General features: G+C 70.7%; 26 protein-coding genes. 21 read left to right on the top strand and 5 right to left on the bottom strand.

Features of this window, described 5'->3' with window-relative positions:
- Positions 1 to 71 precede the first annotated feature (71 nt).
- A complete protein-coding gene (locus ACFO0B_RS03310; RefSeq protein ID WP_378610775.1) occupies positions 72 to 1,328 on the top strand; it encodes a glycosyltransferase in 1,257 nt (418 codons plus the stop codon).
- Here the strand turns inward: ACFO0B_RS03310 and ACFO0B_RS03305 are convergent.
- Positions 1,301 to 2,182 (bottom strand): DJ-1/PfpI family protein, encoded by an 882-nt coding sequence (locus ACFO0B_RS03305; protein WP_378610774.1) that lies wholly within the window; start codon positions 2,180 to 2,182, stop codon positions 1,301 to 1,303. The two genes, ACFO0B_RS03310 and ACFO0B_RS03305, sit on opposite strands and share 28 nt — an antisense overlap.
- 98 nt (positions 2,183 to 2,280) lie before the next feature.
- Between ACFO0B_RS03305 and ACFO0B_RS03300 the strand changes: the two genes are divergently transcribed.
- Entirely contained in the window at positions 2,281 to 3,228 is a 948-nt protein-coding gene (locus tag ACFO0B_RS03300; RefSeq protein WP_378610773.1) for a GlxA family transcriptional regulator, read from the top strand.
- A 193-nt stretch (positions 3,229 to 3,421) separates the two neighbouring features.
- Here ACFO0B_RS03300 and ACFO0B_RS03295 read toward each other — a convergent pair whose 3' ends face one another.
- Entirely contained in the window at positions 3,422 to 4,012 is a 591-nt protein-coding gene (locus tag ACFO0B_RS03295; RefSeq protein ID WP_378610772.1) for a TetR/AcrR family transcriptional regulator, read from the bottom strand.
- 88 nt (positions 4,013 to 4,100) lie between these two features.
- Between ACFO0B_RS03295 and ACFO0B_RS03290 the strand changes: the two genes are divergently transcribed.
- The 4 genes from ACFO0B_RS03290 (at position 4,101) to ACFO0B_RS03275 (ending at position 7,454) form a co-directional block, all read left to right on the top strand.
- Complete coding sequence (locus tag ACFO0B_RS03290) at positions 4,101 to 4,544, top strand: anthrone oxygenase family protein (RefSeq protein WP_378610771.1); 444 nt, start codon at positions 4,101 to 4,103, stop codon at positions 4,542 to 4,544.
- A gap of 36 nt (positions 4,545 to 4,580) precedes the next feature.
- The gene (locus ACFO0B_RS03285; protein ID WP_378610770.1) at positions 4,581 to 5,216 is read left to right on the top strand and encodes a pentapeptide repeat-containing protein; all 636 of its coding nucleotides are present in this window, start codon (positions 4,581 to 4,583) and stop codon (positions 5,214 to 5,216) included.
- Positions 5,217 to 5,333: 117 nt separating this feature from the next.
- Positions 5,334 to 5,807 (top strand): MarR family winged helix-turn-helix transcriptional regulator, encoded by a 474-nt coding sequence (locus ACFO0B_RS03280; RefSeq protein ID WP_378610769.1) that lies wholly within the window; start codon positions 5,334 to 5,336, stop codon positions 5,805 to 5,807.
- A gap of 60 nt (positions 5,808 to 5,867) precedes the next feature.
- Complete coding sequence (locus tag ACFO0B_RS03275; RefSeq protein WP_378610867.1) at positions 5,868 to 7,454, top strand: MDR family MFS transporter; 1,587 nt, start codon at positions 5,868 to 5,870, stop codon at positions 7,452 to 7,454.
- Between the two features lie 43 nt (positions 7,455 to 7,497).
- On the opposite strand, the gene ACFO0B_RS03270 is transcribed toward ACFO0B_RS03275, so the two are convergent.
- The gene (locus tag ACFO0B_RS03270; protein ID WP_378610768.1) at positions 7,498 to 8,109 is read right to left on the bottom strand and encodes a hypothetical protein; all 612 of its coding nucleotides are present in this window, start codon (positions 8,107 to 8,109) and stop codon (positions 7,498 to 7,500) included.
- Between the two features lie 99 nt (positions 8,110 to 8,208).
- Between ACFO0B_RS03270 and ACFO0B_RS03265 the strand changes: the two genes are divergently transcribed.
- Positions 8,209 to 9,102 carry an SGNH/GDSL hydrolase family protein gene (locus ACFO0B_RS03265; protein WP_378610767.1) on the top strand — a complete coding sequence of 298 codons (894 nt, stop codon included), beginning with the start codon at positions 8,209 to 8,211 and terminating at the stop codon, positions 9,100 to 9,102.
- 53 nt (positions 9,103 to 9,155) lie between these two features.
- Positions 9,156 to 9,815 (top strand): HAD family hydrolase, encoded by a 660-nt coding sequence (locus ACFO0B_RS03260; RefSeq protein ID WP_378610766.1) that lies wholly within the window; start codon positions 9,156 to 9,158, stop codon positions 9,813 to 9,815.
- A gap of 198 nt (positions 9,816 to 10,013) precedes the next feature.
- Here ACFO0B_RS03260 and ACFO0B_RS03255 read toward each other — a convergent pair whose 3' ends face one another.
- Positions 10,014 to 10,640 (bottom strand): TetR family transcriptional regulator, encoded by a 627-nt coding sequence (locus tag ACFO0B_RS03255; RefSeq protein WP_378610765.1) that lies wholly within the window; start codon positions 10,638 to 10,640, stop codon positions 10,014 to 10,016.
- A 231-nt stretch (positions 10,641 to 10,871) separates the two neighbouring features.
- On the opposite strand from ACFO0B_RS03255, the gene ACFO0B_RS03250 reads away from it, so the two are divergent.
- A complete protein-coding gene (locus tag ACFO0B_RS03250) occupies positions 10,872 to 12,161 on the top strand; it encodes a family 1 glycosylhydrolase (protein ID WP_378610764.1) in 1,290 nt (429 codons plus the stop codon).
- A 214-nt stretch (positions 12,162 to 12,375) separates the two neighbouring features.
- Here the strand turns inward: ACFO0B_RS03250 and ACFO0B_RS03245 are convergent, their stop codons facing one another.
- On the bottom strand, positions 12,376 to 12,963 hold the full coding sequence (locus ACFO0B_RS03245; protein ID WP_378610763.1) for a TetR/AcrR family transcriptional regulator: 588 nt from the start codon (positions 12,961 to 12,963) through the stop codon (positions 12,376 to 12,378).
- Positions 12,964 to 13,037: 74 nt separating this feature from the next.
- Here ACFO0B_RS03245 and ACFO0B_RS03240 point away from each other — a divergent pair, with 74 nt between their 5' ends.
- The 12 genes from ACFO0B_RS03240 (at position 13,038) to ACFO0B_RS03185 (ending at position 24,740) form a co-directional block, all read left to right on the top strand.
- Positions 13,038 to 14,048: a GlxA family transcriptional regulator gene (locus tag ACFO0B_RS03240; protein ID WP_378610762.1), complete on the top strand. Its 1,011-nt coding sequence runs from the start codon at positions 13,038 to 13,040 to the stop codon at positions 14,046 to 14,048.
- A gap of 109 nt (positions 14,049 to 14,157) precedes the next feature.
- Positions 14,158 to 14,871 (top strand): alpha/beta fold hydrolase, encoded by a 714-nt coding sequence (locus ACFO0B_RS03235; protein WP_378610761.1) that lies wholly within the window; start codon positions 14,158 to 14,160, stop codon positions 14,869 to 14,871.
- A 27-nt stretch (positions 14,872 to 14,898) separates the two neighbouring features.
- Complete coding sequence (locus tag ACFO0B_RS03230) at positions 14,899 to 15,864, top strand: alpha/beta hydrolase (RefSeq protein WP_378610760.1); 966 nt, start codon at positions 14,899 to 14,901, stop codon at positions 15,862 to 15,864.
- A 290-nt stretch (positions 15,865 to 16,154) separates the two neighbouring features.
- The gene (gndA, locus tag ACFO0B_RS03225; protein WP_378610759.1) at positions 16,155 to 17,597 is read left to right on the top strand and encodes an NADP-dependent phosphogluconate dehydrogenase; all 1,443 of its coding nucleotides are present in this window, start codon (positions 16,155 to 16,157) and stop codon (positions 17,595 to 17,597) included.
- Positions 17,598 to 17,630: 33 nt separating this feature from the next.
- Positions 17,631 to 18,206 (top strand): NADPH-dependent FMN reductase, encoded by a 576-nt coding sequence (locus ACFO0B_RS03220; protein WP_378610758.1) that lies wholly within the window; start codon positions 17,631 to 17,633, stop codon positions 18,204 to 18,206.
- A gap of 10 nt (positions 18,207 to 18,216) precedes the next feature.
- The gene (locus ACFO0B_RS03215; RefSeq protein ID WP_378610757.1) at positions 18,217 to 19,668 is read left to right on the top strand and encodes a DHA2 family efflux MFS transporter permease subunit; all 1,452 of its coding nucleotides are present in this window, start codon (positions 18,217 to 18,219) and stop codon (positions 19,666 to 19,668) included.
- Positions 19,669 to 19,700: 32 nt separating this feature from the next.
- Entirely contained in the window at positions 19,701 to 20,258 is a 558-nt protein-coding gene (locus ACFO0B_RS03210; RefSeq protein WP_378610756.1) for a TetR/AcrR family transcriptional regulator, read from the top strand.
- A gap of 55 nt (positions 20,259 to 20,313) precedes the next feature.
- Entirely contained in the window at positions 20,314 to 21,294 is a 981-nt protein-coding gene (locus ACFO0B_RS03205) for an NAD-dependent epimerase/dehydratase family protein (protein ID WP_378610755.1), read from the top strand.
- A 10-nt stretch (positions 21,295 to 21,304) separates the two neighbouring features.
- Positions 21,305 to 21,529 (top strand): hypothetical protein, encoded by a 225-nt coding sequence (locus tag ACFO0B_RS03200; RefSeq protein ID WP_378610754.1) that lies wholly within the window; start codon positions 21,305 to 21,307, stop codon positions 21,527 to 21,529.
- Positions 21,530 to 21,605: 76 nt separating this feature from the next.
- Positions 21,606 to 22,631, top strand: coding sequence for a protein kinase family protein (locus tag ACFO0B_RS03195; protein ID WP_378610753.1), 1,026 nt, complete (start codon positions 21,606 to 21,608; stop codon positions 22,629 to 22,631).
- 38 nt (positions 22,632 to 22,669) lie between these two features.
- Positions 22,670 to 23,683, top strand: a complete 1,014-nt coding sequence (locus ACFO0B_RS03190) for a fused (3R)-hydroxyacyl-ACP dehydratase subunits HadA/HadB (RefSeq protein ID WP_378610752.1) — start codon at positions 22,670 to 22,672, stop codon at positions 23,681 to 23,683.
- A gap of 58 nt (positions 23,684 to 23,741) precedes the next feature.
- Positions 23,742 to 24,740: an alpha/beta hydrolase gene (locus ACFO0B_RS03185; protein WP_378610751.1), complete on the top strand. Its 999-nt coding sequence runs from the start codon at positions 23,742 to 23,744 to the stop codon at positions 24,738 to 24,740.
- The last annotated feature ends 14 nt before the right edge of the window (positions 24,741 to 24,754 follow it).

The following is a 24,754-nucleotide window of genomic DNA, read 5'->3' as shown; positions in this document are numbered from 1 at the left end:
ACTTCCCTTTGGCCTTGACACAAATCAATTTAGTCCCATACTAACAGAAGTCACCTGAAACGGAGCCTGCCATGACCCGCTTCCTCGTCTACACCGCCCCGGCCACCGGCCACACCCTTCCCCTCGTCCCCGGCCTGCTCGAGCTGCGCAGGCGCGGCCACGAGGTGCACGTGCGCACCCTGCCCGCCCTGGTCGGCCCGCTGCGCACCGCCGGGCTCTCCGCCGACGCCGTCGACCCCCGCGTCACCGCGGTCGAGGTCACCGACTTCCGTGCCACCTCCGACACCGAGCGGCTGCGCAGCGGCCAGGTCGATCTCCTGCGCCGCGGCCGCTTCGACGGCCCCGACCTGGATGCCGCCGTCGCCGAGCACCGCCCCGACGTGCTGCTGGTCGATTCCATCGCCTACGGCGCGCAGACCCGCGCCCAGGCGTCGCCGCTGCCGACCGCCATGGTGCTGCCCTCGGTGCTTCCGGTGCGCGGCCGCGGCATCCCGCCCTACGGCCTCGGGCTGAAGCCGCTGTCCGGCCCGCTCGGCCGGGCGCGCGACGCGGTGGGGTGGAAGCTGGTCGAGCGGATGTTCGGCAGGGCCATGCTGCCCGGCCTGAACGAGCTGCGCCGCGCGGCCGGGCTGCCCGAGTTCCGCTCCCCGCTCGATCAGTTCACCGCCCAGGACGCGGTGATCGTGCTCACCGGCGAGCCGCTGGAGTACCCGCGCACCGACCTGCCCCCGCACGTCCACCTGGTCGGCGCCCAGCCCTGGGATCTGCCCGCCGAACGCCCCGCCTACCTGGACGAGCCGGGCGACCCGTGGGTCCTGGTCACCTGCTCCACCGACTACCAGGGCGACGAGGACCTGGCCCGGATCGCCGTCGAGGCGCTGCGCGACCAGCCGGTGCGGGTGCTGCTCACCCTCGCCGAGGCGTACGAGGGCGCCGCGCTGACGAGCGCGGGCAACATCCGGGTCGAGCGCTTCGTGCCGCACGGGCACGTGCTGCCGCACTGTGCCGCCGTCGTCACGCACGGCGGATTCGGGATCGTCTCGAAGGCCATGGCCGCGGGCGTGCCGGCGGTGGTCGTTCCCTTCGGGCGGGATCAGCCGGAGATCGCGCGGCGGGTCAGCGAGGCCGGTGCCGGGGTCACGCTGCGGTCGAAGGAACTGAATGCCCGCTCGCTGCGCGTGGCCGTCGAGCGCGCCCGCGCCCTGACGCCCGGCGCCCGCGCCGCCGCCGCGACGTTACGGGCACACGGCGGGGCCGCGCGGTTCGCGGATGCCGCCGAGGGGCTGGCACCCGCGCTGCGTCAGGAGAATTCGGCCGCGACCCGATAGATCGCCGGGTGGGTGGCCGCGATCGTCCCCGCCTCGTCCACCGAGGTGACGACCGCGGGATCGAGCCCGGCCGCCTGACACCCTTCGGCGCTGTCCCAGTGCGCGATGTCGACCAGCTGGAAGCGGGCGCCGGGCAGGATCGCCCGGTGCAGGCGGACATCGCGGAAACCGGCGGCGGTCCGCATGAGCGCGGCACGCTCGCGCCACTCCCGGATGAACTCCTCGATCCGCTCGGCCGGGATCTCGATGGCGTTGACGAAGGTGACACCGGGCTCCGCCTGCCACGGCTCGGTGCGGCGTTCGTGTTCGAGGATCTCCTCGGCTTGCGCCGCGCTCTCGGCGCCGAAGAACCGCTCGACCAGGTGCAGACCCAGGTCGATGCCGGAGGTGACGCCGCCTGCGGTCACCAGGTCGCCGTCGTCGACCACGCGACCGGAGGTGACGATCGCGCCCTGCCGCCGGAGGTCGTCCAGGGCGATGTGATGGGTCGTGCACCGGCGTCCGGTGGTGATTCCCGCTGCCGCGAGCAGCAGCGTTCCGGTGCACACCGCCGCGAGGGTCAGCCCGGGGCCCCTGGCCGCGGCCAGCGCGAGCGGCACCGTGCTGCGCTGCTCCTCGACCGCGGAGCCCGGGCCGTAGCCGCCGCCGGGAATGACGAGCAGGTCGGCGTCCTCCGGTGACCACGGGGTGCGGACGGTGAGCTCGAGTCCCGCCGCGGTGGTCACGGTGCCGGAACCGTCGACGGTGACGAAGCTGTGCTCGACCCCGTCGACGGTGCCGAGTGCGGTGATCGGGCCGATGAAGTCCTGATCCTCCACCCCGTCGTAGAGCAGTGTGTGCACGCGCAATGTCATCGAATCCTCCCATGGCCGTTGTGGTTACATCCCGAGTATCTCGGCGATCGACCTATCCGGACAGTGGCCTGATTGCCACGGTGGCGTAGGATCCAGCCATGCATACCGTCGCCGTGCTCGCGGTCGACGGGGTCGTCGGCTTCGAGCTCACCACGCCGTGCCAGGTCTTCGCCCTGGCACCCGGATATCGGGTCCGGGTGTGCGCCCAGCGGAAGCGGAACTCCATTGCCACGGCCGCGGGTGCGGAGATGTTCACCTTCTCCTCGCGCTACGGCCTCGGCGACGCGCTCGACGCGCAGACGGTGATCGTCCCCGGCGCCGACCCCGACGCAGCACCCGACCCGCGCGTCCTGCGCACGGTGCGCGAGGCCGCGCGCCGCGGGGCGCGGGTGGCCTCGATCTGCACCGGTGCCTTCGTGCTCGCCGCCGCCGGACTCCTCGACGGCCGCCGCGCGACGACGCACTGGATGCTCACCGACCACCTCGCGGGGCGCTACCCGGCTGTCACGGTCGACCCCTCGGTCCTGTTCATCGACGACGGACCGGTCCTGACCTCGGCCGGTGTCGCGGCCGGGCTCGACCTGTGCCTGCACATGGTGCGGCGCGACCGGGGCGCGACCGTCGCCGCCGACATCGCGCGGCAGATCGTCACCCCACCCCAGCGCTCCGGCGGCCAGGCCCAGTTCATCGAGCGCCCGGCCCCCGGCGCGCACGCCGACGACCTCGCACCGACCCTGCGCTGGATGGAGGACAACCTCGCCACTCCCCTGTCCCTCGCCGACATCGCGGGCGCGGCTTCGGTGAGCGTCCGCACCCTGTCCCGGCGATTCCGGGCCCACACCGGAACGACCCCCGCGCAGTGGCTCCTCGACCGACGCCTCCAGCGGGCACGGGAGCTGCTCGAAACGAGCGATCTGCCGGTCGAACGTATCGCCACGGCCGCCGGTTTCGGCTCGATCGAGACCCTGCGCTACCACTTCGTCCGGCGCGTCGGCACCGCGCCCGCGGCGTACCGGTCGACATTCCGGGCGGGGCCGTCCGAATAGGTCGCGCCGGGCAAGTCAGCGGGTGATGTCCGGTGATGTCCCGGTGGTGGACGCGCTCGCGCCACCACGCCGGTCCGCCGAGCACGGACGGTTTCCCGTGCTCGACACCGTTCCTGCCGTCCGGTCGACCGGGTACCGCCGGCGCTGCGGCGACCTCGGGCACCGTGGCCACGCTGTCCGGCGCGACAGCGCCTCACACCTCCGAGGTCAGCGCGGCGATCCGATCGACCAGCAGCTCGACCCGCCGCGCGGATTCGCCCGGCGGCAGCCGTCCCGCGCGGGTGAGGGTGGCCAGACCGTGCAGGGCCGACCAGAAGACCTCGGTGAACAGCCCGGGTTCGACGCCGTCCCCGGCGACCTCGGCGAGGTTTTCCAGCAGCGCCGCGAAGGCATCCCGCAGGGGCTCCGGGGTGTCCTCGCTCGCGAAGGCCAGTCCGCCGTCGAGCTGGAACATGGCGTCGTAGACCGAGGGGTTGCGCGCGGCGTAGTCGAGGTAGGCGTCGGCCAGGGCGGTGACCCGGGCGCGTGGCCCGTCGGCCGCGCCGGCCGCGCTCCGTACTGCCGCGGCCAGTTCGGCGGCACCCTCGAGAGCGACGGCGCCGATGATCTCGCGCTTGCCCCGGAAGTGGCTGTAGAGCACAGGCTGGCTGTATTCGATGCGCTCGGCGAGCCGCCGGGTGGTGACCGCGTCCCAGCCGTCCCGCGCGGCGAGTTCGCGGGCGGTCGCCACGATCAGCCGCTCACGGTCCGCCCTCTCACGCTGCTTCCGTTCCTGTACCGACATGACCCGATGCTAGCATCGCTAGACAAGTGGCCGATGACAGTTCTAGTCTTGATCCGACAACTAGCAACACTAGGTAGAAAAGGTCACCATGCTCGACGCACTCGAAATCGGCACAGTCGTCATCGTCGGCTCGATGGTGGGGGTGGAGTTCTCCGTCGCCTTCGTGATCAACCGGATCCTCGACGGCCTCCCCGGCGACGCCGGCCTGCTCGGCCGCGCGCACGGCGGCCGCATGCTCGGCACCCTCATGCCGTTCTGGTATTTCGGCTCCCTCGCCCTCAGTGCGATCTGGGCCGTCACCGCCTGGCGCGACCCCGGCACCGGCCTCGTGGTCACCGCCGCCGCACTGCTGATCGTGAGCGTGGTGATGTCGCTGCTGCTCCTCGTCCCGATCAACAACCGGGCCAAGACGTGGACCGCCGAGAATCGCCCCGAGGTCTGGAAGGAGCAGTCGAACCGCTGGGACCGCTACCACTACGTCCGCGTCGCGATCATCGTCGCCGCCTTCGCCCTGCTGACCGCCGCACGGTGAACGCCCCTGTCGGCACCGACCACTAGGGTGCACGACGTGCGCGAACTCGACGACCTCCCCTTCGCGGCCCGCCTCCGCCCCCTGGACGACCCACTCGACGACGAGGGCGACTACGACTGCGCCCTGATCGAAGGCGAGCACCGCAACGCCACCGTGCGCAACGCCCGCTTCACCGAGTGCGCCCTGCGCGCGGCCGGGCTGACCGTCACCGACCTCACCGCGACCAGATTCGCCGACTCCTGGTTCCGCAACACCGACCTGACCGGCGCCACCCTGGCCGAATCCTCCTGGCAGGACGTCGAACTCGTCGAATCGGTGCTGGCGGGCGCGGAGCTGATCGGCGCCAGGCTGCGCCGGGTCACCTTCGAGGGCTGCAAACTGGACGGCGCGAACTTCCGCGGGGCCCAGCTGCGCGAGGTGACGTTCCGCGACTGCGTCCTGCGCGACGTCGACCTCGGCGGTGCCAAGCTCACCAGCGTCACCTTTCCCGGCAGCCGGGTGGAGCTCGCGCTCCGCGACACCACGCTGGAGAAGGTCGATCTGCGCGAGGCGGCGAGCATCACGGTCACCGAAGGCGTGCCCGCGCTGCGTGGCGCAATCATCTCGCGAACCCAGCTGTTCGAGCTGGCTCCCCTGCTGGCCGCGTCGATCGGACTGCTGGTCAGAGACTGATCCGGACATCTCGGGCGTGACCCACCGCACGCCCGCAAACTAGTTGCTTGCGTCAAGCAACCGTCGTATAGTTGCTTGACGTAAGCAAGCAAATGGTCTGTCCCTGGAGTGGTGGAGATGGCGGTGTCGAGCACGACGGCCCAGAGCCTGATCGACGAGCTCTACCTCATGGGCCGGGCTATCAAGGTCTCGATCGCCAGGAACGAGGACCAGCGGCTGCTCGCCGGCGGCCTCGGGGTGCTGGTCACCCTGGAGGAGCACGGCCCGTGCAGGCAGGGCGATCTGGCGGTCTCGATGTGCCTCAGCCCGTCGGCACTGAGCCGCCACGTCGCTGAACTGGTCGCCGATGACCTGCTGAGCAGGCATCCCGATCCGACCGACGGCAGGGCCACGGTCCTGCACATCACCGACCGGGGCCGCGCACTGCTGCGCCGGATCCGGGTCGAGCGCGCCGAGGTCATCGCCGCCCTGCTCGACGACTGGGGCGACGACGACGCCGAACGCGCCCGCAGCACCATCCGCTCCCTCCGGGAGAAGCTCACCGAACACGCTCTCCGCACCGGCGCGGGCGAGCACCAGCCGGTTCGATAGGAAGTCAGGTATTCGATGTCCACCACAGCCGAGGCGGTGAAAGACCGAGATCCGGCCGCCATGAGTCACCGCGAGATCCTGGAAGCGATGACCGGTCTGCTGGCCGCGCTGTTCACAGCGCTGCTGAGCACCACCATCGTCGCGACCGCGTTGCCGACCATCATCGGCGACCTGAAGGGTTCGCAGACGGCCTACGCCTGGGTCATCACCACGGCGCTGCTCGCCAACGCGGCGACCACCCCGATCTGGGGCAAGCTCGCCGACCTGTTCAACAAGAAACTGCTCGTGCAGTCGGCCATCGTGATCTTCGTGATCGGCTCGGTGATCGCCGGCTTCGCGCACACCGTGCCGCTGCTGCTGGTGGCCCGGGTCATCCAGGGCGTCGGCATGGGCGGGCTGACGGCGCTGGTCGTCGCCATCATCGGCTCGATCGTCTCGCCCCGCGAGCGCGGCAGGTACTCCGGTTACATGGGCGCCACCATGGCGGTCTCGATGTCCGGCGGCCCGATCCTCGGCGGCGTGATCGTGGACAGCCCGCTCGGCTGGCGCTGGTGCTTCTTCGTCTGCGTGCCGCTGGCCGTGATCGCCCTGTTCCTGCTGCAGCGCACGCTGCGGCTGCCCACCGAGCGCAAGACCGGCGGCTCCATCGACTGGCTGGGCGCGACGCTGCTCACCGCGGGCGTCTCGGTGCTGCTGATCTGGGTCTCGTTCGCGGGCAAGGCCGGCTACTACGACTGGTTCTCCCGCGAGTCGGCGCTCTACGTCGGCGCCGGCCTGCTGTTGCTGGCCGCCACCGTGTGGGTGGAGCGCCGGGCGGAGTCGCCGATCGTGCCGCTGCCCATCGTGCTGGAGAAGACCACCGGGCTGGCGATCATCGCCTCCATCGCGGTCGGTGTCGGCATGTTCGGCGCGACCACCTTCCTCGGCCAGTACTTCCAGACCGCACGGGGCTACTCCCCCACCGCGGCGGGCGTCCTGACCATCCCGCTGGTGGCGGGCATGCTGATCGCCTCGGTGACCTCCGGTCAGCTGATCACCCGGTTCGGCAAGTGGAAGCGCTTCGTGGTCTTCGGTGGCGTGCTGCTGGTGATCGGCTTCGGGCTGCTCTCCACCATCGACCACGCCACCGACCTGTGGCTGGTCGGCGCCTACATCACCGTGATCGGCCTCGGCGTCGGCATGACGATGCAGAACCTGGTGCTGGCCGTGCAGAACACGGTGAGCGTGCAGAACATCGGCGCCGCCTCCAGCAATGTCGCCTTCTTCCGCACCTTCGGTGGCGCGATCGGGGTCTCGGTGCTCGGCTCGATCCTGGCCGGCCGGGTCGGTGAGCTCTCCGCGGAGGGTTTCGCCGCGCTCGGGATCCCGGCCGGTAGCTCCAACGGCGGCACCCTCGACCTGAAGTCGCTGCCCGCCCCGGTCCTGGAGATCGTGCGCGCCGCCTACGGCGACGCCACCGGGCGCATCTTCCTGGTCGCCGCCGTGGCCTGCGTGATCGCCCTGATCGCCACCATGCTGCTGCCGAACAAGCCGCTGCGCACCACGATCGACATCGACCCCGCGCTCGATCCCATGCAGCCGGGGACGACGCCGCGGACCGGCAACACCGTCGACGACACCCCCAGGGAGCGCGTGCTCCAGCACTGACTCCCCCGAGCAGCGGGCCCAGGAGCGATCCGGGGCCCGTTTCTCATCTCCTCGACCGGCGCGGCAGCTCGGCCGCGGTGAGCCCGACCAGCATGGCGGCCTCGCCGATATTGCCCAGCGGCGGCACCACGACCGCCGCGCCGGAGGCGAGCACCAGCAGCACCGTTCCCACCAGCGGCTCCCACCGGGACTCGCGGCGCAGCAGCCGGATGCTCGCGGCCAGCAGCACCACGGTGACGACCAGCGGGACGATCGGCGGCGCGGGCTCGGCGGAGGCGTAGCGCAGGGTGTCGGCGTACTCCTCCGGGATCAACTCCAGGTGCGGTAGTTCGAACACTCCCCACGCGATGAGGACCGCGGTGAGCGCGATCGACGACAAGCGCAGCCGCGGCCCCGCGGCCACCCGGTCGGCCGCCCAGAGCACCAGCACCGGAGTGAGCAGGGCGTGGCCGACGAAGCGGCCGAGACTGATCGTCTCCAGCAACGCGCCCTCGCCGATCACCGCCCCCAGCCCGATGATCGCCGAGTCGTAGGCGACGCCGAGCCCGACCACCCCGAGCAGCCACACACGGGCGGGCCGGGTGGTGCGGGTCCAGAGCAGGGCCACGCAGGCGAGCTGGACGAGCGCGGTGAGGAGCAGGAGCGCGGAGATCACGCCACACCCTAGCGAAACGGACGATCTCACCCGTTGCGGGTGATCTGCTGGCACGCTGTCAGCTGCCAGGCTCACCCGCAACGAGACCCGGAGGTGCCCATGTGGCGAGCCACTCTTGCCGCGTTTGCTGGAACACTGCTGACCTGCGCTACGGCGCCGCTCGTCACCGCACAGCCGCCGGAATATCAGGAGTACGTCTCGCTCGGTGACTCCTGGTCCGCGGGCGCCACCCTGAACCCCGCGCTGCTCAACGCCGAGTTCGTGCCGCTCGGCTGCCTGCAGCGCACGCAGAACTTCGCCAGGCAGGTGGCCGAGGCGCTGAACGTCCCGACCTTCCGGGACGCCGCCTGCGCCGGCGCCACCACCGAGGACATGACGGTCGACCAGCCGCTCGGCAAGGACCAGTACCCGTCGTACAACGAACCGCAGTTCGACCGGCTCACCCCGGACACCGACCTGGTGACGATCCTGATCGGCGGCAACGACGTCGGGCTCGCGGCGACGGTGCGCACCTGCATCACCCCGAACCCGGCCCTCTCGCCGTGCGTGTCCCGGTTCGTGGTGAACGGCGTCGACCAGATGACACAGCGGATCGAGGCCGCCGAGCCGAAGATCGCCGCGACCATCAGGGGCATCGCCGAGCGCTCGCCGAACGCCAGGATCGTGATGCTGAACTACCTGGACGGCGTCGCCGTCGGCGACCCCTGCTACCCGATCATCCCGATCTCGCCGACCGACGTGAACTGGCTCGCCGAGAAGCTCTCCCAGCTGAACACCATGCTCGCCGCCGTCGCCAGGCAGACCGGGGTGGAGTTCGCGAACACCTACGCGGGCAGCGTCGGGCACGACGCCTGCCGCGCCCCCGGTGTCCGCTGGGTCGAGGGGCTGATCCCGGTCACCGCCGACCCGCCCGGCCCCGCGCTGCCCTTCCACCCCAACCAGCTCGGCGTCGACCACCAGGCGAGCACGGTACTCGCGACCCTCGGCGGCTGATTCCCACGCGGCAGGTCGGGTAGCCGGGCAGCACCCGACCCGAGGAGGAGCCCGTGCCCGACCCCGCCGCCGTGCTGTTCGACATCGACGGAACCCTCGTCGACTCCAACTACCAGCACACCCGCGCCTGGCACCGCGCCTTCCGCGAGGCGGGTGCGGTGGTGCCGAGCTGGCGCATCCACCGCGCGATCGGCATGGACGGCGACACCCTGATCGAGACGCTCGCCCCCGATGTCGACGCCGATCGCGCCGACGAGCTGCACTCCCGCTACTACGGCGAGTCCGCCGGGGAGCTCACCCTGCTCCCCGGCGCCCGCGCGATCCTGCACGCGCTGCACGACCGCGGCCTGCGCATCGTCCTCGCCACCTCCGCCCCGCCCGACGAACTCGCCCGCCTGCGCGACCTGCTCGACAGCGATTCGATCCTGCACGCCGTCACCGACGCCGACGACGTGGAGACGGCCAAGCCGGACCCGGCCATCGTCCGCGTCGCCCTCGACCGCGCGGGCGTCCCCGCCGAGCGGGCGGTCTTCGTCGGGGACACGGTGTGGGACGCGAAAGCCGCGACCGAGGTCGGGGTGCGCGCCGTCGGCGTGCTCAGTGGAGGTGTCCCGCGCGACGAACTCACCTCCGCCGGCGTGGAGTTCGTCTGTGACGACGTCGCGGAGCTGCTGCGTGAGGTCGAGCGGAGCCCCATCGGCGAACTGCTCTGATCGCGAAGCACGGGTTCGGCGCCGGAGCTGCAGGCAAGACCGAGCGGTGACCGGGGCGGCGAGTCGCCCCCGTGCGACAGTGCTGCGGCCCCCTGTTCGGAGAAGAGCCGGAACGCGGTCTCGATGACCACCTCGCGCATCACTCGACTCTCAACCGCCTCGACCATGGCGCTGGTGTGGATTGCCGCGGTGAGCCAACTACCGCGCGCCGCGTTCTCTCTCGGCAGCGCTGATCAGCGCCGTGCCCCACAGGGCCACCGCGTCCAGATAGGCGTCTTGGGAAATCGCCTCGGGATCGGTGTGGGCGAGCAGAGCTATACCGTGCTCGAGGGCGAGTGCCATCAGCGCCATCTGCTCGGCGGGTGCGGGCAGGGGCAGTCCCATTCCTTCGATGACCCGCCGGGTAGAACGCGCGTACCAGTCTCGGGATCTTCGGTCGTAGTCGCGTAATGCCGGTGCCGCCAGCGGATTTCGCATCGCATAGAGCCGGAATTCGAGCATCAGCACGAAACGTTTGCGGTCGGCGAAGCGATTGCCGCCCCGACCCCGCAGAGTGTCGACCGTCTGCATGGCGTCACCGCCCGGAGCGAGGATTTCTTCGCTCTCTTCGATGTCGCGATCGAGCCAGTCTCCGAGAAGCGCGAGGAACAGATCTTCCTTGTCGGCGAAGTGCGCGTAGACCGCACCCCGGGTGTAGCCGGCCCTGTCGGCGATGTCTTCGAGGGAGGCTTGCGTGAAGCCCTTCTCCGCGAAGACCTCCTCGGCGGCGGTGAGTAGCAGGTTACGGGTGCGCTGCATGCTCTCGGCGCGGGTCAACCGGGGCATGGCGAGCCTTCTCTGATGGGTGCTTCCTTGACACTGCTCGGTCCGAACACAACAATACCGAAGACACCGACGTATCCGGATACGCAAACGTATCTGAATACGACGTGTCGAGCGGCACGCGCGGCGTGATCGCTGTTCACCCAGGTCGACTGCCCGCCCCCGGGTGGATACGACGCAGTTCATGAGTTCCGGACGAGAGAAGCTATGCGCCGATCGGCAACTGTCACCGGCATGCTGTCCGTAGTGGTCTCGGTGCTGGCTCTGACCACCCTCGCGGCGCCCTCACGGGCCGAAGACCTTCCCGCGTTACCGGCGGATTTCGAGTTCGGGGTCGCTCAATCCGGTTTCCAGTCCGAAGGTTTCAACCAGGACTCGAACTACCTGCGCTACGGCAACGACGGGAAGTTGCCCGAGCCGGTGGGAAACGCCGTTGACTTCTTCCACCAGTACGAGGGCGACGTTGCCAGGGCGGCCTCGATCGGGGTGGACATCTATCGCCTGTCGGTGGAGTGGTCGCGCATCGAACCGCAGCCCGGTATCGACGACGCGGCCGGTTGGGCGTTCTACGATGCGGTGATCGGGCGCATCATCGCCGCGGGCATGCGCCCGATGATCACGTTGAATCACTGGGTCCATCCAGGCTGGGCAGTCGATCGCGGGGGGTGGAACAACCCGGAGATGGCCGCGGACCTGACCGCTTTCGGGCGCCGAGTCGTCGATCGCTACTCCTGGGCCGAGCCGATCTGGATCACCTTCAACGAGCCCAGCGAGTACGTCCGACGGGAACTGACATACGGCGGTCTGGCGCCGGCGAACACCGGGCTCATGGTCGATGGGCTCATCGAGGCTCACCGAGCGATCACGACCTACATCCATGCCGTGCAGCCAGGGGGGCAGGTCTCCTCGAACATCGCCTACATCCCACTGCCCGGTGTGGAGCCGGCGCTGGAAGCCGTGTTCTCCGACCGGATGGTCGATTCCTTCGATTTCATCGGCGTCGACCAGTACTACTCGATCGCGCCGTCGGAGTTGCCGGCGTTCGTCGCCTCGGGCGGCTCGTTCTGGAATCTGCCGCAATCACCGGAGAGCATGTACTACGTGCTGCGCTACTTCGCCGCCAAATATCCGAACAAGCCGTTGCGGGTCATCGAGAACGGATTGGCTACCGACGCGGATCAGAAGCGTGCCGACGGGTACCGCCGCGACGACCATCTTCGCGACACCGTCTACTGGATTCAGCGCGCCCGCCGAGACGGCATCGACATCGTCTCCTACAACTACTGGAGTCTCACCGACAACTACGAGTGGGGTGAATACGGTTCCCGCTTCGGTCTCTACAGCGTCGATGCCGTCCACGACCCCGCCCTGACCCGCCGCCCGACAGTCGCGGTGACGGCCTACCGCGAGATCACCGAACACCACGGGGTGCCCGCCACCTACCGGCCGACGCGCCGACCGGCACCGTGCTCACTGATCGCGCTACCCGACAGTTGCGGTGATCCGGTGTGGGTAGAGCCATAGTCCATCCTCGTGGCTGTCCGGCGATATCCAGAAGCCGTCGACAGCGTCGGCCTCGAATCAGCTCGTCCGGGTCCCGCGCGCCGGGAACTCCCGCGGACGCGCCAACTCCTTCATCCGCGACTGCCCCCGTCGCCACGGAACCGACCTCCCCAGATGCCGCGTTCACAGCGATTCGCGATCGAGCTACCTGTGGTTCAGCGGAGACCGAGAAGCGTCACGCCACCGCGACGTCGTCGGTGATCGGCAGCCCGGCCACCGACACGTCGGCGATCGCCTCGAGCCGCTCCCGTGGCACACCCAGCCTGCTCCCCTGGATCAGCCCCTGCGCCACCAGGATCACCTGGGCCGCCACCACGTCGACATCGAATCCGTCGGCGACGACGAGCCTTTCGGCGACGGCGCGCTCCATGATCGAGGTGGCGCGTGCACCGATATCGACCACCTCGGGGATGCGGACGCCGAGCCCGGCGATGCTGTTCAGCATGAGGCAGCCGCGGCGGTCCGGGTGCTCGGCGCAGCCCTCGAGGACGGCGTGGAAGAGGGCGCGGACGGCGTCGCGGGGTGCGCCGGGGGCGGACTCCATGACCTCCCGGATGAGCGCGGCGCGGCGCTCGCAGTAGCGGCCGTAGGCGGCGAGGAAGAGGCCGCGCTTGCTGCCGAAGGCGGCGTAGATGCTGCCGTTGCCGATGCCGGTCGCGCGGGAGACGTCCTCGACCGAGGTGTCGTCGTAGCCGCGGGTCCAGAACAGTTCGGTCGCGGCGTCCAGCAGGTTCGACTCGTCGAACCGTCGTGGGCGTCCCATGGCGCCACGGTATCCGATGGCGAGTTCGCGCACTCCGGTTGTTGTGGAGCCGCGACTCCATAATACTGCTCGGTATGTGCTCGGAGTTCGCTGGACCCGCAAGACGCCGCATCGGCATCCTGCTCTTCGACGGCGTGAAGATGCTGGACTTCGCCGGACCTGCGGAGGTATTCGTGGAGGCGAATCAGTCGCTGAACGGTTACCAGGTGGTGTTGCTCTCGCCGGACGGTGGCGAAGTGAGCACCTCGATAGGCGCCAGGGTCGAGGTCGCGGGGGCGGCCGCGGACGCGGGCCGGTTCGACACCGTGGTGATCCCGGGCAGCGAGCGGCCGCTGTCGACCTGGGCCACCCCGCAGGTGCTCGCGGCGGCACGGCACCTGTCGGCGCGCACCCGCCGGTTGGCCTCGGTCTGCAGCGGCGCCTACGTGCTCGGTGAGCTCGGGCTGCTGGACGGCAGGCGGGCGACCACGCACTGGAAGTTCACCACCGACCTGGCCAGGCGGTATCCGCGAGCCGCGGTGGACCCGGACGCCATCTTCGTGCGCGACGGCACGCTCTACAGCTCGGCCGGGGTCGCCGCCGGGATGGACCTGGCGCTGGCACTGGTCGAGGAGGACCACGGCGCCGACGTGGCGCGCCGGGTGGCGCAGTCCCTGGTGGTGTACATGCAGCGGGCGGGCGGGCAGTCGCAGTTCTCCGCCTCGCTGAGCGGCCCGGCGCCGCGCACCCCGCTGGTGCGGGCGGTGGTCGACCTGATCTGCGCCGACCCGGCGGCACCGCACACCGTGCAGAGCCTCGCCGCGCACGCCAGGGTCAGCGTCAGGCACCTGACCAGGCTGTTCCGCGCCGAGCTCGAGCGCTCGCCCGCGGAGTACGTGGCATTCATCCGCTTCGGCGTCGCGCGCGACCTGCTGCACTCGGGCGCGGGCGTCACCGAGGCGGCGATGGCGGCCGGGTACGGCAGCAGCGAGGCGCTGCGCCGGGCGTTCGTGGCCCGGCTCGGGATCTCGCCGCGCAAGTATCAGCAGCGGTTCCGCTCCACCGGCAGCGCGGGCGCCCCGCTGCTGGCGGTGGTCGGCTCATGACCCGGTGTCCCGATCGGTGGCTTTCCGGGCCGATGAGGCGGGGCACCGGGAACCCGACGAGCGAAGACTCGACAGCGCGCCGGCATGTGCCGGTTCGGAAAGGAAATCCATGTCCTCCCCCACCATCGTCCTGGTCCACGGCGCCTTCGCCGACGCCGCGAGCTGGGCTCCGGTCACCCAGCGGCTGCTCGCCGCCGGGCACCGGGTGGTCGTCCCACCGGTCTACAACCGCAGCCTCGCCGCCGACGCGGCCTCGATCCGCGCCGTGGTGGAGGGCATCGACGGCCCGGTGCTGCTGGCCGGGCACTCCTACGGCGGCGCGGTGATCACCGTGGCCGGGGTGGCCGAGAACGTGGCCGGGCTGGTCTACGTCGCCGGCTACGCGCTGGACGAGGGCGAGAGCCTGGGCCGGTTGCAGGGTGGCTTTCCCGACTCCGACCTGGCGTCCGCGCTGGTCTACACGCCGTTCCCGGTGCCGGGCGGCGAGCCCGGCACCGACGTCTCGGTCGATGTCGACAAGTTCCCCGAGGTCTTCGCCGCGGGGCTGGATCCGGCCGAGGCCGCGGTGCTCGCCGTCTCGCAGCGCCCGCTCACCGCCGTCGCCTTCGGGGAACCGGCCAGCGTGGCGGCCTGGAAGACCAAGCCGGGATGGGGCATCGTCTCGAGTGCCGACCGCACCATCAACCCGGACGTCGAGCGCTTCGGTTACCAGCGCGCCGGGCTGCGCTCGGTGGTCGAGATCGACGGTCCGCACCTGGTGATGCGCACCCACCCCGACGCGGTGGTCGCGGTGCTCACCGAGGCGCTCGCCGCACTGTCCTGAAACGTTCCATCGAGAAAGGCAACCGCCATGGCAGGAAATCCGCACGGCCTCTCGCTCGAGCCCGCCGCGCAGGCGTTCGTGGACGCGACCTCCGAGCCGCCCTTCCTCTACCAGCTCGACCCCGAGGAGGGGCGCGAGACCGTCGACGGCGTCCAGGATTCGGAGATCTGGAAGCCGGAGATCGACGAGGAGTGGGTCACCGTCGACGGCGGCCCGACCGGGTCGGTCAGGGCGCGGATCGTCAGGCCGAAGGGCGTGGCGGGCGCGCTGCCGGTGATCGTCTACACGCACGGCGCGGGCTGGGTCTTCGGTGACGCGCACACCCACGACCGGCTGGTCCGCGACCTCGCGGTCGGCGCGAACGCCGCGGTGGTGTTCCCGGAGTACGACCGCTCCCCCGACGTGCGGTACCCGGTCGCCAACGAGCAGTCCTACCGGGTGGCGCAGTGGGTCGTCGGCGACGGCGCCGCACACGGGCTGGACGCCGCGCGGATCGCCGTCGCCGGAGACTCGGTCGGCGGCAACATGGCCATCGCGCTCACCCTGCTCGCCAAGGAGCGCGGCGACCTGAGCTTCGTGCAGCAGGTGCTCTTCTACCCGGTCACCGACGCCGCCTTCGACACCGAGTCCTACCACCGCTTCGCCGAGGGCTACTTCCTGGCCCGCGACGGAATGAAGTGGTTCTGGGACCAGTACACCCCCAGCGCGGAGGACCGGGCGCAGATCACCGCCTCACCGCTGCGCGCGAGCACCGAGCAGCTGGCCGGGCTGCCGCCCGCGCTCGTCATCACCGCCGAGGCCGACGTCCTGCGCGACGAGGGCGAGGCGTATGCGGCCAAGCTGCGCGCCGCGGGCGTTCCGGTGACCGCCGTGCGCTACGGCGGCATCGTGCACGACTTCGTCATGCTGAACACCCTGCACGACACCGAGGCCGCCAAGGCCGCCGTCGCCCAGGCCGTCGCGACCCTGCGCGCCGCGCTGCACCCCGCATGAGCGCGCCGACGATCATGCTGACTATGAGGCAGGACGAGTCCCCGCACGGTTCGCCGCAGATGTGCATGCCGAGGCCGCCACGCTGATGGCCGGTCAACCAGCGTCCGGTGGCGCCGGCGGTGCTGCAGGGGGCGCGGAGGCTACCGCCCGGCCGGACGTCCCGGTGTCGCCGAGCTGATCGAGCGGGCGGTGGCGGCCGTCCGCTGACGGCGCCGGTGGCGGCGCAGGGTAAGAAGAAGCCTGCGGTCCCGCGCCGCCACCAACCACCGTCGAACGAGGAGAGCTGGTTCATGACGAACCCCACCGCGCGTGCACAGATCGGGGTCACCGGCCTCGCGGTCATGGGCAGCAATATCGCCCGGAACTTCGCGCGGCACGGCTACACCGTCGCGCTGCACAACCGCAGCATCGCCAAGACCGACGCCCTGCTGGCCGAGCACGGCGGCGACGGCGATTTCGTCCGCACGGAGACCATCGCCGAGCTGATCGACGCCCTCGAGAAGCCGCGCCGGGTGCTGATCATGGTCAAGGCGGGCGATGCCACCGACGCCGTGATCGAGGACCTGGCCTCGGCGATGGAGCCCGGCGACATCATCATCGACGGCGGCAACGCCCTCTACACCGACACCATCCGGCGCGAAGCCGCGCTGCGCGAGCGCGGGCTGAACTTCGTCGGCGCGGGCATCTCCGGCGGCGAGGAGGGCGCGCTCAACGGCCCCTCGATCATGCCGGGCGGCCCGGCCGAGTCCTACGAATCCCTCGGCCCGCTGCTGGAGTCGATCGCCGCGCAGGTCGACGGCACGCCGTGCTGCACCCATATCGGCCCGGACGGGTCGGGGCACTTCGTGAAGATGGTGCACAACGGTATCGAGTACGCCGACATGCAGCTCATCGGCGAGGCCTACCACCTGTTCCGCGACGCGCTCGGCTACGACGCCGCGCAGGTCGCGGAGGTGTTCACCCAGTGGAACACCGGCGATCTGGAGAGCTACCTGGTCGAGATCACCGCCGAGGTGCTCAACCAGGTCGACGCCAAGACCGGCAAGGCTCTGGTGGATGTGATCGTGGACGCCGCCGAGCAGAAGGGCACCGGCCGCTGGACCGTGAAATCCGCCCTCGACCTGGGTATTCCGGTGACCGGGATCGCCGAGGCGGTCTTCGCCCGCGCCATCTCGGGCTCGCGCGCCCAGCGTGCGGCCGCTCGAGGTCTGGCCTCGGGCACGCTGGCGGACAAGCCCACTGATGCCGAGACCTTCACCGAGGACATCCGCCGCGCGCTGTATGCCTCGAAGGTGATCGCCTACGCCCAGGGCTTCGATCAGATCGCCGCCGGCAGCGCCGAATACGGCTGGAACCTGACCCCCGGTGACCTGGCCCGGATCTGGCGCGGCGGCTGCATCATCCGCGCCAGGTTCCTGAACCGGATCACCGAGGCCTACGACGAGAACCCCGAGCTGCCCTCCCTGATCCTGGCGCCCTACTTCCGGGATGCGATCGAGACCGGTATCGACAGCTGGCGCCGCGTGGTCGCCACCGCGATCCAGCTCGGAATCCCGGTGCCCGCCTTCGGCTCCTCGCTCTCCTACTACGACGCCCTGCGCGCCGAACGCCTGCCCGCCGCCCTCACCCAGGGCCAGCGCGACTTCTTCGGCGCCCACACCTACGAGCGCACCGACGCCGAGGGCAAGTTCCACACGCTGTGGAGCGGGGATCGCAGCGAAGTATCCGCTTGACCTTAACAATGGTTGAGGAGTCACGGTGGAGTCATGAACTCCACCGTGACCGAACCATTGCAGATCGCCGTCGTCGTCGGCAGCACCAGGCCGGGCCGGCTCGGCCCGGCCGTGGCCGAGTGGTTCCTCGACCGCGCTCGCGCGCGTCCCGAGCTGACCCCCGCTGTCGTCGACGTCGGCGATATCGAGCTGCCGCACTCCTTCGGCGCCCCGGCGCCGGGGCTGGCTCCGGCCGCGGCCGCGCTTGCCGCCGCCGACGCCTTCGTCGTCGTCACCCCCGAGTACAACCACAGTTACCCCGGCGCCCTGAAGAACCTGATCGACCTGCACTCGGCGGAGTGGCGCGCCAAGCCGGTCGCCTTCGTCAGCTACGGCGGCGTCTCCGGCGGGCTGCGCGCGGTCGAGCACCTGCGCGGGGTCTTCGCCGAGCTGCACGCCGTCACCGTGCGCGACACGGTGAGCTTCCACAATCCGTGGGGCCGTGCCGAAGGCGGCCGCCTGCGCGCCGACCCCGAGTCCGATGCCGCCGCCGCCACGCTGCTGAACCAGCTCGTCTGGTGGGGCGAGGCCCTGCGCACCGCCCGCGCGAACCGCCCCTACGGCAGCTGAGGACGAGCCCGTGACGAACACCCTCACGAAATCCGTCGTCGCCGAGCGCGACCCGATGACCGTCGCGCTGGTCCTCGTGGTCGGTTCGATCATGGCGACGCTGGACCAGACCATCGTCAACGTCGCCATCCACCGGCTCTCCATCGACTTCGACGCGCCCCTCGCCACCATCCAGTGGGTGGCCACCGGCTACGCGCTGGCGCTCGGCGCGGTCGTGCCCGCCTCGGCCTGGGCGATCGGGCGGTTCGGCGCCAAGCGGCTCTACCTCTTCGCGGTGGTCTTCTTCGCGCTCGGCTCGCTGCTCGCCGGGCTGGCCTGGGACATCGGCTCGCTCATCGCCTTCCGGGTGCTGCAGGGCGTCGGCGGCGGGCTGCTCATGCCGGTCGGCATGACGATTCTGTTGCGCGCGGCCGCGGCCACCCCGGAGCGGCTCGGCCGGTTGATGAGCACGCTCGGGCTGGCCATCCTGGTCGGCCCGCTGGCCGGGCCGGTGCTCGGCGGGTACCTGATCGACGAGGTCTCCTGGCGCTGGATGTTCTTCGTGAACGTCCCGGTGGCGGCGCTGGTGGTGCTGCTCGCCGTCCGCGTCTTCCCGGCCGACGTGCCCGAGCCGCGCAAGCCGCTCGACCTGATCGGGCTGGCACTCATGTCGCCGGGGCTGGCGCTGCTCATCTACGGCGTCACCGCGGCGGGCGAGCGCGGCGGCTTCGGCTCCCCCGCCGTGCTCGGCCCCCTGCTGATCGGGGCGGCACTGGTGGCGGCGTTCGGGTATCGCGGGTTCACCGCGGCGAATCCGCTGCTGGATCTGCGGGTGCTGCGCAACCGGTCGGTGGCGGCGGCCGCGGCGGTGCTCGCGTTGTTCGCGGCCGGGTACTTCGGGTCGATGCTGTTGCTACCGCTGTACTTCCAGGTGGTGCGCGGGGAGTCGGCCATGGTCGCGGGGGCGCTCGGCATTCCGTTCGCGCTGGCGTCCGGGTGCGCCATGCAGGTGGCGGGGCGGATCATCGACCGGGTGCCGCCGGGGCGCTACCTGCCGGTGTCGATCGGGGTCGGGCTGCTCGGCTTCCTGCTTTTCCGGGCACAGCTCGACGCGGACGCCTCGTACTGGGGGCTGTGCGCGGCCATGGTGCTCATGGGTGCGGGTGGCGGCGGCACGATGATGCCCGCCATCACCGTCGCCACCCGCAGCCTGGCGCCGGAGCAGCAGGCGAGCGGGACCACGACGGTGAACATGGTCAACACCACCGCGCTCGCCATCGGCACCGCCGTCACCTCGGTGGTGCTGACCGCGCTGCTCCCGGTCGACGGGGGGTTGCAGGCGCTGCACCACATGGGCGCGGAGGCGCATGCCTCGCTGGCTCCCGCACTGGCGCGGGCGTTCCAGGACTCGTACCTGGTCGCTCCCGCGCTCATGGCGCTGGCCCTGATTCCGGCACTGCTCCTGCCGCGGCGCAAAGGTTGACATCAATATGATGACCGGTCTACTTTCTGGTCATGGGTAGCAAGGGTGCCGAGACCCGGCAGCGCATGGTGGCCGCGACGCTCGCCTCGATCGAGCGGCGCGGCTACTACGGTGCCGGGTTGAACCAGATTCTGGCGGACAGCGGCACCCCGCGCGGGTCGCTGTACTTCCACTTCCCCGGCGGGAAGGACGAATTGGTGGCCGAGGCGGTCCGGCGGGCGGCTGCTGTGGTCGAGTCGGTGCTGGCCGATGTGGATCCGAGCGATCCGGTCGGTGCCGTCGCTGCGGTGCTCGGCGCGTTCGGGGATCGGCTGGAGGAGTCCGGGTGGGAGTGCGGGTGTCCGATCGCGGCCGTCGCGCTGGAGGTGTCCGGGACGCACGATCCCATTCAGCGGGCCTGTGCGGAGGTCTTCGCGCGCTGGACCGAGAGCATTCGGCTCGGCTTGGTCGCCGCCGGGCGGGATGACGCCGATGATCTCGCGTCCGCGCTGCTCGCCCTGATCGAGGGGGCGTTGCTGCTCGCGCAGGCTCAGCGCAGCCGGGTGCCGCTGGAGCGTGCGCTGCGCACCGCCCGGGTGCTGCTGGGGTGAGTGCGGTTCGCGCGTGGCTCAGAAATATGTGGACCAGTCAATTCAGGAGGTCGTCGTGACCGACAGTATCGTCTTCGGCGCCGCCGGGTTCATCGGTGGCGCGCTCGTCGCCCGGCTGCTGGACGAGGGCCGGACGGTGATCGCCGCGGTACGGCCGGGTAGCGAATCGCGGGTACGGGTCGAGCATCCGGGGTTGACCGTGGTCACCGCGGACATCACGAAACCCGATCTCGGACTGCGACATTCCTTCGATGTCGAGGACGTCTACAACTGCGCCGCGCGCTTCGCCTTCGGCCTCGACGCCGCCGCCGCGAGGGCGGTGAACGTCGACGGGGCGGTGCACGTGCTGGAGTGGGCGGCGCGGCTGCCCGCGCTGCGCAGGCTGGTGCACGTGAGCGGGTATCGGGTGTCGGTCCCCGGGCATCGGCCCGACTACCGCGCCGGCGCGTACGAGGCGTCCAAGACCGAGGGTGACCGGGCGCTGTGGCAGCGTTCCGGGGAGCTGAATATCCCGGTCACGGTGGCGAATCCGAGCACGGTCCTCGGTCCGGGGCAGTACATCGGCCTGGCCGAGATGGTGCGCGACCTGTGGCAGGGGAAGCTGCCCGCCATTCCGGGCGGGCGGCGCACCCTGGTGCCGATCGTGGAGCTCGCCTACTTCGCGGAATTCCTCGCGCGGATTCCGGAGTACCCGGAGACGGCGGGCGCCGCCTACACCGTGCTCGACCCGGACAGCCCCGCACTTCCCGACCTGATCCGTTTCCTGGCGGCGCACCTCGGCGTGCCCGCGCCGCGCTTCACCGTTCCGCTCGGGGTGCTGCGTCGACTGCCCGCCGCGCTCACCGGCGTGGATCGGGAGCGGCTGGCCTTTCTGTCCGAGGATCGTTACGACACCTCCGCCGCGGAGGCGTTCGCCGAGCGGGCGGGGCTGGTGATGCCGCCGGCCGAGACAGTGTTGCGCGAGTGGGCGGATCATCTGGTGGAGGACCGATTCGGAGAGGCGGAAACCGCTGGAGCCACTCTCGGTCGCACGTGACAATGGATCGATGCCACAAGCTGTGTTGCACTCCGACCGGCTCACGCTGGTTCCGCTCGCGGAAGAACACCTCGACTACCAGATCGAGCTGGACTCGGACCCCGAGGTGATGCGCTACCTGGGCGAGGGCACCGCGCGTTCGCTGCCGCAGATCGAGGCGGCGCACCGCCGCGACCGGCGGATACTGGATCGGGCTCGTAACTGCTTCGCCACGGCTTCGAGAATCTCGGACTGACCCGGATCTTCGCCGAAATGATGGCGGTCGAACATGGCGAGGTCGAGTACGCGATCACCCGCGAACGCGGGCCCGCGTGGTGAACTTGCGTCTGCGCGCCTACAGCGCCGTTTCCACAGCCCTGGGAATGCTCGGCGATCATGCGCTCCGCGACCTCGTGGATGCGGCCCCGCCGATCGGCGCCGGCATCGGTGGGAGATCGGCGCTGCTCGAGGTCGACGGCACCTCGGTCTTCGTGAAGCGGGTGCCGCTCACCGACCTCGAACGGCGGCCCGAGCACGTCCGGTCGACGGCTAACCTGTTCGACCTGCCACCCTTCTGCCAGTACGGTGTCGGCCGCATCGGCTCACCGGGCTTCGGGGCCTGGCGCGAACTGGCCGTGCACACCATGACGACGAACTGGGTGCTCGCCGGCGAATACCAGGGCTTCCCGCTGATGTACCACTGGCGGGTGCTGCCGGACTCGGCGCCGCTGCCCGAGGAGCTGGCCGATATCGATCGCGCTGTCGGCTACTGGGGCGACCGGCCGCAGGTGCGCCACCGGATCGAGGCCCTGCGGGACTCCTCGGCGAGCATCGCGCTGTTCCTCGAGTACATCCCGCAGAACCTGCGCGAGTGGCTCGGTGACGGCGGCCGGGCCGTCGCCGTGGTGGAGCGGGAACTGACCGCGGGCGCCGTCTTCATGAACAGCCGCGGGCTGCTGCACCTCGACGCGCACTTCGAGAACATCCTGACCGACGGGCACCGCCTCTACTTCGCCGACTACGGCCTCGCGCTCAGCACCGGGTTCGATCTCTCGCCCGATGAGACCGCGTTCTTCGGCCGCAACCGGAGCTACGACCGCGGTTACACCGCGAGCTACCTGGCGAACTGGCTGGTCACCGCGCATTACGGGCGGCAGGACCGTGCCGGGCTGGTGCGGGCCTTCGCCGCGGGAAGGCAGCCGGAGGGCGTCTCCGACGAGGTTGCGACGGTCCTTCTCCGGAACGCTCCTTTCGCCGCGGCGATGTCACCGTTCTTCCGTGCGTTCCTGGACCAGAGCCGCAGCACCCCCTATCCGGACCGGGAGGTCCGCCGTCTGCTGAGCGGGATGCCGATGTGAGAGGGTGGCCCTTCACGCGTGAATCTCGGAGGAAAACTGTGGTGGAAGCGGCATTCGATGCGGCCGGGCTGGTGGGGTATCGCTACCGTGCGGACGACTTCTACGAGGTCGGGCGGGAGAAGATCCGCGAGTACGCGCGGGCGGTGCAGGACTTCCACCCGGCGCACTGGAGCGAGGACGCCGCCGCCGAGCTCGGATACCAGGGACTGATCGCGCCGACCACGTTCATCTCCACCGTCGCCATGCTGGCCAATCGCAAGCTGCTGGAGACCGTGCTGGCCGGGTACGCCGTGATCGTGCAGACCGATCAGGTCTTCGAGATGCACAAGCCGGTGCTCACCGGCGACCGGCTGGTCAGCGATGTCGAGCTGTCCTCGGTGCGCCGGATCGGCGGGAAGGACCTGCTCACGATCACGAATACGTTCAGCGACCCGACCGGTGAGGTAGCGCAGGTCATGCACACCACCGTCGTGGGGCTGACCAGTGCGGACGTTGCCGCGGATGTCAGCGGGGCGATCGAGCGGGTCATCATGAGCGGGCTCGGCACGACCTCCGTCGCCGACGAGCCGCCGAACGATTCCGTTGTCGAACAGCGCCTCTCGCCCGAGTCGCGCACGCGCACCCCGCGCACGGCGATCCGCTTCCCCGACGTCGCCGCCGGGGACGAACTCCCCGCTCGGACCGTGCAGCTGACCCGCGGTGACCTGGTGAACTACGCCGGGGTCTCCGGGGACGCGAACCCCATCCACTGGCACAACGGGATCGCCGCGCTGGCGGGGCTGCCCGACGTGATCGCGCACGGCATGCTCACCATGGGGCTCGGCGCGGGGTTCGTCACCGGCTGGCTCGGCGACCCGGGCGCGGTGCTCCGCTACGGGGTCCGGCTGTCGAACTACACCGTCATCGAGGCGCTCGAGGCCGGGACGGTGGAGTTCACCGGGCGGGTGAAGTCGGTCGATGCCGAGGCCGGGACGGCCGTCGTCGTCATCATCGCCAAGTCGGCGGGGCGCAAGATCTTCGGGCTCGCCACGGCCGAGGTCCGCCTCGCCTGACCACCTCCCCCCTATGTGCCATTGACAAATGGCACATAGGGGGCTGATGCTGTTGACCATGACAACCCCACGGTCGACGGTGACCTCGCGGGCCAGGCCGGTCCCCGCCGCGGCATCGCTGCGCAGCCGGGTCGCGGCGGAGCTCTCCGCCCGCAGCCTGCGGCACCTGAACGGCGCGCTGCCGCTCAATGCCGCCGGGATCTTCGCGGGCAGGCAGATCGTCGCCGGGCTCATGGCGGCGTTCGGACCGGTCCTGCCGGGCACGAAGGTGCGGCAGGTACGCGAACAGGGCGTGCGCGGGGAGTGGGTGCGCGCCGCCGGCGTCGCCGAGGGGTCGCGCGCGATCTACTTCATCCACGGCAGCGGTTACGTCGTCTGCTCGGCGCGCACGCATCGCGGCCTCGCCTCGCGGCTCTCCTCGACGACCGGGCTGCCGGTCTTCGTCGTCGACTACCGGCTCGCGCCCGAGCACCGCTTCCCGGCCGCCGCCGACGACATCGCCGCCGGGTACGCGTACCTGCTCGGCACCGGTCACCGGCCGGGCGATCTCGTGATCGGCGGTGACTCGGCAGGCGGTCACCTCGCGCTCGACCTGGTGTTGCAGCACGCCGAGCAGGGCACGCCACAGCCCGCGGGCGTCTTCTGCTTCTCGCCGCTCATGGACCTCACCTTCGCGCTAGCCGAGGAGCACGACCGGGCCCGCCCCGATCCGATGGCGCCCGCGACCACCGGGCGGCCCATGCTCGCGCTCTACACCGAGGGCCAGCAGCTCGACTCGCCGCGGCTGCGGCTCACGGCACAGCGGGGGGCGGTGCTGCCGCCGTTCTTCGTGCAGGCCGCCGCCGAGGAGATGCTGGCCGGCGACGCCCGTCACCTGCACACCATGCTCACCGACGCCGGGCAGCGCTGCGAGCTGCAGCTCTGGCCCGGCCGCATCCACGTCTTCCAGGCGCTGCCGCTGCTGGTCCCCGAGGCCGCCGCCGCGCTGCACCACACCGCGACCTTCGTCGCCGCCGCCCTGGCCGAGGCCGACGCCCCGATCGCCCGCCCGGCCTGACCCCGCACCGACAG

It is taken from the genome of Nocardia jiangsuensis, from assembly GCF_042650385.1.
GTDB lineage: Bacteria > Actinomycetota > Actinomycetes > Mycobacteriales > Mycobacteriaceae > Nocardia > Nocardia jiangsuensis.
This window is presented reverse-complemented; position numbering and strand designations above follow the sequence as displayed.